Source organism: Flavobacterium algoritolerans (assembly GCF_030010385.1).
Taxonomy (GTDB): Bacteria; Bacteroidota; Bacteroidia; order Flavobacteriales; family Flavobacteriaceae; genus Flavobacterium; species Flavobacterium algoritolerans.
The window spans coordinates 107,249-116,377 of the sequence record NZ_JASCRZ010000009.1 but is presented as its reverse complement, the minus strand read 5'-3'; the positions used below and the strand labels follow the sequence as shown (position 1 = coordinate 116,377).

Sequence of the window (9,129 nt, the reverse complement as noted above, 5' to 3'; positions counted from 1 at the left end):
ATGAATGTGATTTTAAATCAAAACCACCTATTCCAATAAGAATGGGCAACTTTCAACTGCCTTTCCCTTCTTTATAAAATCTTAGGAAATTATCGCTTTATTGCCTTTTATACAGCTCTTCGATGCGTTTTGCTCCTTGGGAACAGCTTACCTTACTAGTACGCTAACAAAAAAAATGTCTGGATTAATAAAATGGTTTTATGCTATACCTTATGTAATAACAAACTTTTCTTTTCTCTCCTATATATAAGGACACAAAATATACATCAAAACAACAAAAAGCTCTACTTATCTAAAGTTCGCGTTAGGGATACACAGTCCCGCCTTTTTTTGGCGGGACGAGGACTTGTAGCACATAGCCCGACTCCTTAATATAAAGAAAGGCGACTCTCCACTAAGAGAATCGCCTTTCTTTATATTAAAGAGGAACGCACAAATTGTTTTATTTATTTTTTCAGCTTCTCAGCTCTGGACTCCCAGGAATCAGTTAGATTACTATAATCAACCGGTTTTGCAGGATTCTGGTTTTGCAATCTTCCGGAATCAAATGCCCGTACTAATATAGTTTCTATCAGATAGTCTTCATTAACATCGAAAGGCGCATACTTTGTTTTTAAATTAATATCAAACATACTTGCTGCAGTATTAGACCAAAATGCTTTCCAGCCACTTTTAAGGTTTCTCACCAATTCATAAGTTGTAGTACCTGTTTGGCGATGTATTAACTTTACCAATATTTGACCTTGTTTACGAGAAAGCTTTTTGAGTTTAGCTTCGAACTCATCACTCAAATAATTTTCTACTATCTTAAAGTATCTTTTTTTCTCCTTATTTGTTTTAAGGTTTGCCATTCCTTTATTTAGATTTGACAGTCTCTCAGAAGCCAGCTTTGCATAAGGATAGGTTTTATAAACACGATTTTGAAGGATTAGGAATTGCTTTCTTGCTTCGGGATCCATTTTCTCCTTATATATTAAGACTTCCGGTAATTGGATCGTATCATTAAGAATTGATTCGTCATCTTCTAACTCATAACCCATCTTTGTGGTATCCTGAGGTATTACCTGTGCATTAGCCGACAGAGTGACAAATAGACAAAACAACAAAAAATTAATTAGCTTCATATAGGAAAATTTAATTGCCAAAATTATACATTATATACACAACTGTAATGCCAAATTTATAATTTAGCAAAAAAATAATTTTATGAGCACTAAATCAATATTAAACAAGTCATCGCTTGAGTTTTTAGAAAACTATCTTAATAATGCATCACCTACCGGATATGAAAGTGGTGGACAGAAATTATGGATGGACTATTTAAAACCTTATGTGGATACTTTTATAACGGACACTTATGGTTCTGCTGTTGGAATTATAAATCCGGATGCACCTTATAAGGTAGTGATCGAAGGGCATGCTGACGAAATTTCATGGTATGTAAACTATATCACTGATGATGGGTTAATCTATGTGATTAGAAACGGTGGTTCAGATCACCAAATTGCACCTTCAAAACGTGTCAATATTCATACTAAAGCAGGAATTGTAAAAGGTGTTTTTGGTTGGCCGGCTATTCATACTCGCAATAGAGGAAAGGAAGAAGTGGCAAAAGTTGACAATCTATTTATTGACATTGGTTGCGAAACCAAAGAACAGGTTGATAAAATGGGTGTTCATGTAGGTTGTGTAATTACGTATCCTGATGAATTCATGATTTTGAACGATAACAAATTTGTTTGTCGCGCAATTGACAACCGTATGGGTGGTTTCATGATAGCCGAAGTAGCTCGTTTATTGCACGAAAACAAAATAAAACTTCCTTTTGGATTGTATATCACGAATTCGGTTCAGGAAGAAGTAGGTCTTCGCGGTGCCGAAATGATTACCAAAACCATCAAACCAAACGTAGCTATTGTTACTGATGTTTGTCATGACTCCACTACTCCAATGATCGAAAAGAAAATTGAAGGTGACACAAAAATTGGTAAAGGTCCTGTAGTTACGTATGCGCCTGCTGTTCAAAATAATTTGAGAGAATTAATTTTAGAAACTGCTATGGCAAAAGAAATTCCGTTCCAAAGATTGGCTTCGTCACGTGTAACGGGTACAGATACCGATGCTTTTGCTTACAGTAATGGTGGCGTGGCTTCGGCTTTGATATCCTTGCCGTTGCGTTATATGCATACCACGGTTGAAATGGTACATCGTGATGACGTTGAAAATGTGATTAAATTAATTTATGAAACCTTATTGAAATTAGAAAACGAAGAAACATTCTCTTATTTCAAATAGCTTTTGGAGCTAATCCCGCTATCCGTTATAATCTTTTCCTTTAAAAAAAAAGGAAAAGGATTTCCACTTTTATCGGGGCTAAAAACCGCAGTTCAAATTATGAATTGCGGTTTTTTTATTAACTTTACTTAAACAATTCTTAAAAATGCAATCAACCGCCACCACAGTTTCCGCTTATTTAGAAGAGATCCCCGAAGAAAGAAAAGATGCTCTTAAAAAACTTAGAGAAATTATTCTAAAAAATATTCCAAAAGGATTTGTTGAACAAATGACATATGGCATGATTGGTTATGTTGTTCCACATTCTATTTACCCAAATGGCTATCATTGCACTCCTGAATTACCGTTACCATTTATAAGTTTTGCTTCCCAGAAAAACTTCATTGCGTTATATCATATGGGTATTTATGCTAATCCTGAATTACTGAATTGGTTTGTCACCGAATATCCAAAACACAGCACACAAAAATTAGACATGGGAAAAAGTTGCATCCGATTTAAGAAGGCAAATCAAATTCCATTTGAATTAATTGCTGAGCTCGCACAAAAAATGTCTGTTCAAGAATGGATTACTTGTTACGAATCTCAAATTATAAAATCAAAATAACCATTAACTTAAAATTAAAAATCATGAACATCATCAAGAAAATTCTTTTAGGATTATTTGGAATCATTGTTTTGGCATTATTAATTGCTTTATTTCTGCCAAAAGAATATGCAGTAGAAAGAGAAATTATAATCAACAAGCCCAAGGACAGTGTTTTCAACTATATAAAATATTTGAAAAATCAAGATAATTTTAGCGTTTGGTCTTCAAAAGATCCTGCAATGAAGAAAACATTCACCGGAACTGACGGAACCGTTGGTGCCACTGCGGGTTGGGATAGCAAAGATAAAAATGTAGGTGTTGGCGAACAGGAAATCAAGAAAATTGTTGAAGGCAAACGCATCGATTTTGAACTGCGTTTCAAAGTTCCTTTTGAGTCTAACGATAATGCGTATATAATAACCGAAGCTATTTCTGCAAATCAAACCAAAGTAAAATGGGGTTTTGAAGGAAAAATGCCTTATCCAATGAATTTAATGTTGCCAATAATGAATATGGAAGAAATGCTTGGAAAAGATTTGCAAGATGGATTGAATAACCTAAAAGCAGTTTTAGAAGAATAACCGTATTTTCAATAAAAAACAAAAACCGTCTCGTTTTTAAAACGAGACGGTTTTTTTATTTGCAAAAAGTATATTATCTATTGGCTAGATATTCCAAAACATTTTTCTCTATTCTTTCATCTATATTGGTGATATCTGCTTTTACAAATTTCTCTCCTAAAATATTTTCGTATAATTCGATGTATCTTTCAGAAACAGTTTCAATGTATTCGTCAGTCATATCTGGAATTTGTTGTTCTTCCAATCCTTGAAAACCATTTTCGATTAACCAACGACGAACAAACTCTTTAGACAATTGCTTTTGTTCTTCACCATTATTTTGTCTTTCTTGGTATCCTTCAGCATAAAAATAACGAGAAGAATCTGGTGTGTGTATTTCGTCAATCAAGACAATTACGCCTTCTTTAGTTTTACCGAATTCATATTTGGTGTCAACCAAAATCAAACCACGGCTTGCTGCAATTTCAGTTCCTCTTTGAAATAAATCTCTTGTAAATTTTTCTAAAACTATATAATCTTCTTCAGTAACGATTCCTTTCGATAAAATATCCTCACGAGAAATATCCGCATCGTGTTCTCCATTATCAGCTTTGGTTGTCGGCGTAATAATAGGTTCCGGAAATTTATCATTTTCTTTCAAATAGTCAGGCATTGTTACTCCACAAATTTCTCTTTTGCCAAGCGCATATTCACGTGCGGCATGACCTGAAACATATCCACGAATTACCATTTCTACCTTAAAAGGCTCACATAAATGACCAACAGCTACATTTGGATCAGGAGTTGCAATCAACCAGTTTGGAACAATATCCTCAGTCAATTCCATGAATTTAGTAGCAATTTGGTTTAAAATTTGACCTTTATATGGAATTCCTTTTGGTAAAACTACATCAAAAGCCGAAAGCCTGTCTGTAGCTACCATAACCAAAAGTTCATCATTGATATTATAAACTTCTCTTACTTTACCGCGGTAAACCGATTTCTGGTTTGGAAAATTAAAATTTGTAGTTGTGATTGTATTGCTCATTATAATAGTTGTGTGTGTTTATTTTTGTTCCTGCAAATTTAAAACTATTTCATAGAGTTACGCAAAGAACAGAACTCTTAAATTTCATTTTTATCTCTAAAGTTATTTTTTAAGCAACGTATCGTTGAATAAATTTAAGATTCGGCTGTATTCATCAACCCAAGAATAGGTTTCTTTAAAACCATGTGCTTCCACAGGAAAACTGGATAAACTCCATTTTTTCTTCCCTAATTCGATAAACCGCTGTGACAAACGAACAATATCTTTGTACTCTACATTGTCATCTACCATTCCGTGAAGCATCAATAAATCTCCTTGCAAATTATCCGCAAAATAGATTGGTGAACTTTTTTTGTAGGCATCCGGATCTGTTTCCGGGAAATTAAGAATGTTTCCGGTATACCCATGATTGTAATGTGCCCAATCAGTTACAGAACGCAAAGCAGCACCCGAAGCAAACTCTTTAGGAGTAGTCAACATTCCCATCAACGTGATGAAACCACCATAAGAACCTCCATAAATCCCAACTCTTGACGCGTCAATTCCATGATTTTCTACTAGATATTTCTTTCCGTCTATGTGATCTGTCAAATCTTTTCCGCCCATAAAACGGTAAATTCCTGTTCTAAAATCACGCCCGTACCCATCACTCCCTCTATAATCAATATCCAAAACGGTATAACCTAAATCAACCAATAAATTATGAAACATGTATTCTCTGTGGTACGTACTCCAATAATTATGCGCGTTTTGCAAATAACCGGCACCATGAACAAACAAGATTGCAGCTTTATTTGCATTGGCAGTTTGTGGCTTGTATAATCTGGCATTTACAGGAGTTCCATCCTGTGCTTTGAAAGTAATTACTTCCGGTTCACGCCAAGAATATCCTTTGAAACTTTCCGATGTTGAAGACGTTATCTGATTTAAATTTGTATTCTTTTTATTAGGCGCTACATACAATTCCCAAGGTTTATTTTTAAACGAATAACGCACCAATAATGTGCTTTCATCTGGAGACAAACTCACTTCATGAGCGCCATCTTTAGTTAAAATAGGTTGTAAAACGGCATTAGAAACTTCCAATTTATAGAAATTTCTGTTTCCCGGTTGCGTAGTCGTTGTGGTCAAATAAAAAGACTTTTTATCTTTTGACAAACTCACGTTACGCACTTCCCAATTTCCTTTGGTCAGCTGTGTTTTCTTTTTTGACTTTAAATTGTAAGTGTACAAATGAGAATAACCGGTTTCTTCAGATTGGAAATAAACAGTTTCGTTGTCGCCCAAAAATCCAAGTGTTCCTCTTCCGTATGAATTTGAAGGGATTCCGGGTCCGCCAATCCAAGCTTCATCATGTTGATAATCTAATTCCTGGAAAGTTCCATTTTCTAAATTTAAACTGACAATCCATCGGTCTTTGTTATCCTGACTCCTGATTTCGGCAATGGCATAAGAACCATTTTCATTGTAAACAGGTTCCTGAACCACAATTAGTTTGTTCTTTTTTTCTGTAGTTTTTGATTTTTCATACAACTCAAAATATTTAGGAACATCCTGAATGTGACTTAATGATGAAAAATTTACGAAATAAACAGAATCTTTGGCGATGTTATACACTCCGAATTTGGTTGCCAACAAATTATCTACTGAAACTTTCTCTTTAGTATCTTCAATTTGATTGTACCCATCGGCAGTAATGAAAAGTTCCATTTTTTCATTCTTACGTTCTGAATCTTCTATTAATCTGAAAGTCGCAAAATTACCTTTTGGATCTACTTTTAAGTTTCCAAAAGTGTTTTTTCCATAATAATAAGGCTTTGGGAAATCAGATTTTGTAGTTTTCGATTTTGCTAAATTCCATTTTTTCAACGCTTCTTGATCTCTGACAAATTGAAATAATTCCTCTTGTTGACTTTTTAAAAAAGATTCTTTTTCCACAGCTGTATCTTCTCCTTTTCCTCTTCTGAAATTAGTGATTTGAATAATCGACCCTTCACTGGTATTGAACTGAAAGAGGTTTTCATTTTGTCTGAAATAAAGTATTCCAGGCACAGCACCCATTTGCAAATTAGCAATCGGACTGCTTTGTTGGTAAAGTTTTTTTGAGGTTTTGCTTTTTAAGGAATACGAAAATAATCTTCCTTTATCGATATAATAATACAAATCTGGATTGGTTGTCTTTTTCAAATCTAATTTTGAAAAAGCAGCTTCATTTGGCGATGCTAATTCGGGTTTTGATAATCCATTTTTCCAAAAATAAGTACTTGTACCCAATTCATTATTTGGATTCCAATCAAAATAAACTTTATGACCATCTAAAGACCATCTTTCATTTTCTGGTTGCGCACCAATAAAAGCATTGCCTTTCATGATTTCTTCCAGTTTTAGCGTTTGGCTTTGGAATGTTATGGAAAACAAGATACAGATAACAAGGATTATTTTTTTATTCATTTTACTGTTTTTATTAAAAAAAGGGATTCTAAAATCATTTTCAAAAGTACTTATTTAAAGACTTTTAACTATTTAATAGTTGCTCTGCTATATATTTTGCAACTCCTTCATTATCATTAGTTGAAATCACTTCTAAATGAGAAAGTTTATCTTTCAAACTATCTGGTGCATTCCCCATAACTAAACCTTTACCCGAAGATTTAAGCATGTTTTCATCATTATATCCATCACCAAAAGATATTGCTTCCTGAAAAACAAAATTTTCTTTTTCTAAAATTTTTGCAATCGCAACACTTTTGTCTACTGATTTGTCCATAAATTCCAAACAAAGCGGAAGGCTAAAAGCATGACTGAAAAGCCCCATGTGATTTTCTAAAATTTGATCTCTTAATTCAATTAATTTCGAATGTTTTTCGTGCGTGAAGAATACTTTTATAGCGCTCAAATCTTCTAAACTATCAAAATCGACAAGTTCAGGATGATAATTTACTTCTGGTTGAAATTTATTTAGTTTTTCATTATTTTTATTCGTTTGCCAAACATTTTCTCTGAACAATACTGTTGTAATTTCAGGGTCAATATCTAAAGACAAGACCGATTTAACAGCGTCACTTTCCATATTAAAAGAAAAAAGAAGTTCTTTCTCAGGAGAATGGATGCGTGCTCCATTTGAGGTAACTAAATAAAGTGGAACATTCAATCCTGCAACGATAGGCATTGCATCCAAGTGATGGCGGCCAGTTGCTACAATTATTAAATAATTTTGATTGTGGAGCTCTTGAAAAACAGTTTTGGTATATTGGGAAATTTTGTGATCTGAATTGAGTAAAGTTCCATCTAAATCACTAATTACTACTTTAATTTTTTCTTTTAAAATCATTTCTTTTCGACTGACATTTTATTAATTCCAAATTTATTGCATTTTGAAGAGATACAAAAGGAATCGATTGATTTTTATTTTAATCCGTAAAGAAAATCCATTTTTACTTTAAAATAGTGAAGCGAAAAACAAATCATTTTTCTATTGAAAATGAACTCGCTTTCCGCTTCATAAAACTTTGTATCTAAGTAACTTATTTTTTCTTAATCGTTATTCTCAATCATCTTATAAGCATCAATCACTTTTTTGACTAATCGGTGACGTACAATGTCTTTGTCATCCAGATAAATGATTCCAATTCCATCAATATCTTTAAGAACCAATAAAGCTTCTTTAAGTCCGGAAATGGTTCTTCGTGGTAAATCAACTTGTCCAGGATCTCCGGTAATCATAAATTTAGCACTTTTACCCATACGTGTTAAGAACATTTTCATTTGGGAATGCGTAGTGTTTTGTGCTTCATCCAAAATTACAAAAGCATTATCTAACGTTCTACCACGCATGAATGCCAATGGCGCTATTTGAATAATTCCCTTTAAAATATAATCTTCCAGTTTTTCGTTAGGTAACATATCGCGCAAAGCATCATACAAAGGTTGCATGTAAGGGTCTAATTTTTCTTTCATATCACCAGGTAAAAAACCAAGGTTCTCCCCTGCTTCAACCGCTGGACGTGTCAGTATAATACGTTTAACTTGTTTTTCTTTTAATGCTTTCACAGCCATAGCAACACCGGTATACGTTTTTCCAGTTCCGGCAGGCCCTACAGCAAAAACCATATCATTCTTTTCCATAGTATCCACCAACAATTGTTGATTGGGTGTCATAGGTTTAATGATTTTTCCTCCTACTCCGTGTACTAAAATTTTATCATGTCCCAAGGCTCTTCTCTCGTCTTGACCGTCACTTAGAATAACACGTTCAATAACATTGTCATCAATAGTGTTGTAACGTGTAAAGTGAAGCATTAACCGCTGAAAACGTTTTTCGAACTCGTCTAAAACCTCTTTTTCTCCAAAAGCTTTTAAAGTTGTTCCCCGAGCGACAATCTTTAATTTTGGGTAGTATTTTTTAATTGTTTCAAGATGAGTGTCTTGAGCGCCCCAAAAGTCTTTTGGAGCGATGTCTATGAGCTCGATTATTCTTTCGTTCAAATGAGGTAGTTTTAAATTAGAATTAATTTTTTTATAAATCAATTGGTTGTCGGGTATATTTCTTGTTTTTAAATAGAAATTGTTTTTTGTTTTTCGTTTTTTGAGTTTACTATTATTAGCTTTGCACTTCTCAAATTTAATAAAATTAGGTT

At 33.7% G+C, this 9,129-nt stretch carries 8 protein-coding genes; 3 read left to right on the top strand and 5 right to left on the bottom strand.

The genetic code is table 11. The annotated features are described in order from the left end of the window. Positions 1-446 precede the first annotated feature (446 nt). Entirely contained in the window at positions 447-1,124 is a 678-nt protein-coding gene (locus tag QLS65_RS15805; protein ID WP_282718633.1) for a DUF4294 domain-containing protein, read from the bottom strand. An 82-nt stretch (positions 1,125-1,206) separates the two neighbouring features. On the opposite strand from QLS65_RS15805, the gene QLS65_RS15800 reads away from it, so the two are divergent. From QLS65_RS15800 to QLS65_RS15790, 3 genes are all read left to right on the top strand, one after another. Beyond that, positions 1,207-2,295, top strand: a complete 1,089-nt coding sequence (locus QLS65_RS15800; protein WP_099715419.1) for a M42 family metallopeptidase — start codon at positions 1,207-1,209, stop codon at positions 2,293-2,295. Between the two features lie 145 nt (positions 2,296-2,440). Continuing rightward, on the top strand, positions 2,441-2,902 hold the full coding sequence (locus tag QLS65_RS15795; RefSeq protein ID WP_282718632.1) for a DUF1801 domain-containing protein: 462 nt from the start codon (positions 2,441-2,443) through the stop codon (positions 2,900-2,902). A gap of 23 nt (positions 2,903-2,925) precedes the next feature. Further along, a complete protein-coding gene (locus tag QLS65_RS15790; RefSeq protein ID WP_282718631.1) occupies positions 2,926-3,465 on the top strand; it encodes an SRPBCC family protein in 540 nt (179 codons plus the stop codon). Between the two features lie 73 nt (positions 3,466-3,538). Here the strand turns inward: QLS65_RS15790 and QLS65_RS15785 are convergent, their stop codons facing one another. The 4 genes from QLS65_RS15785 to QLS65_RS15770 form a co-directional block, all read right to left on the bottom strand. Further along, entirely contained in the window at positions 3,539-4,492 is a 954-nt protein-coding gene (locus QLS65_RS15785) for a phosphoribosylaminoimidazolesuccinocarboxamide synthase (protein ID WP_282718630.1), read from the bottom strand. Positions 4,493-4,594: 102 nt separating this feature from the next. Further along, positions 4,595-6,943 (bottom strand): S9 family peptidase, encoded by a 2,349-nt coding sequence (locus QLS65_RS15780; protein WP_282718629.1) that lies wholly within the window; start codon positions 6,941-6,943, stop codon positions 4,595-4,597. A 64-nt stretch (positions 6,944-7,007) separates the two neighbouring features. Beyond that, on the bottom strand, positions 7,008-7,823 hold the full coding sequence (locus QLS65_RS15775) for a Cof-type HAD-IIB family hydrolase (RefSeq protein WP_282718628.1): 816 nt from the start codon (positions 7,821-7,823) through the stop codon (positions 7,008-7,010). 203 nt (positions 7,824-8,026) lie between these two features. After that, positions 8,027-8,977 (bottom strand): PhoH family protein, encoded by a 951-nt coding sequence (locus QLS65_RS15770; protein ID WP_099716327.1) that lies wholly within the window; start codon positions 8,975-8,977, stop codon positions 8,027-8,029. Positions 8,978-9,129: the final 152 nt, after the last annotated feature.

Bases quoted from the DNA above. Each gene is read 5' to 3' on its own strand.
- QLS65_RS15805 (WP_282718633.1), bottom strand. From the start codon at position 1,124: ATGAAGCTAATTAATTTTTTGTTGTTTTGTCTATTTGTCACTCTGTCG.
- QLS65_RS15800 (WP_099715419.1), top strand. From the start codon at position 1,207: ATGAGCACTAAATCAATATTAAACAAGTCATCGCTTGAGTTTTTAGAA.
- QLS65_RS15795 (WP_282718632.1), top strand. From the start codon at position 2,441: ATGCAATCAACCGCCACCACAGTTTCCGCTTATTTAGAAGAGATCCCC.
- QLS65_RS15790 (WP_282718631.1), top strand. From the start codon at position 2,926: ATGAACATCATCAAGAAAATTCTTTTAGGATTATTTGGAATCATTGTT.
- QLS65_RS15785 (WP_282718630.1), bottom strand. From the start codon at position 4,492: ATGAGCAATACAATCACAACTACAAATTTTAATTTTCCAAACCAGAAA.
- QLS65_RS15780 (WP_282718629.1), bottom strand. From the start codon at position 6,943: ATGAATAAAAAAATAATCCTTGTTATCTGTATCTTGTTTTCCATAACA.
- QLS65_RS15775 (WP_282718628.1), bottom strand. From the start codon at position 7,823: ATGATTTTAAAAGAAAAAATTAAAGTAGTAATTAGTGATTTAGATGGA.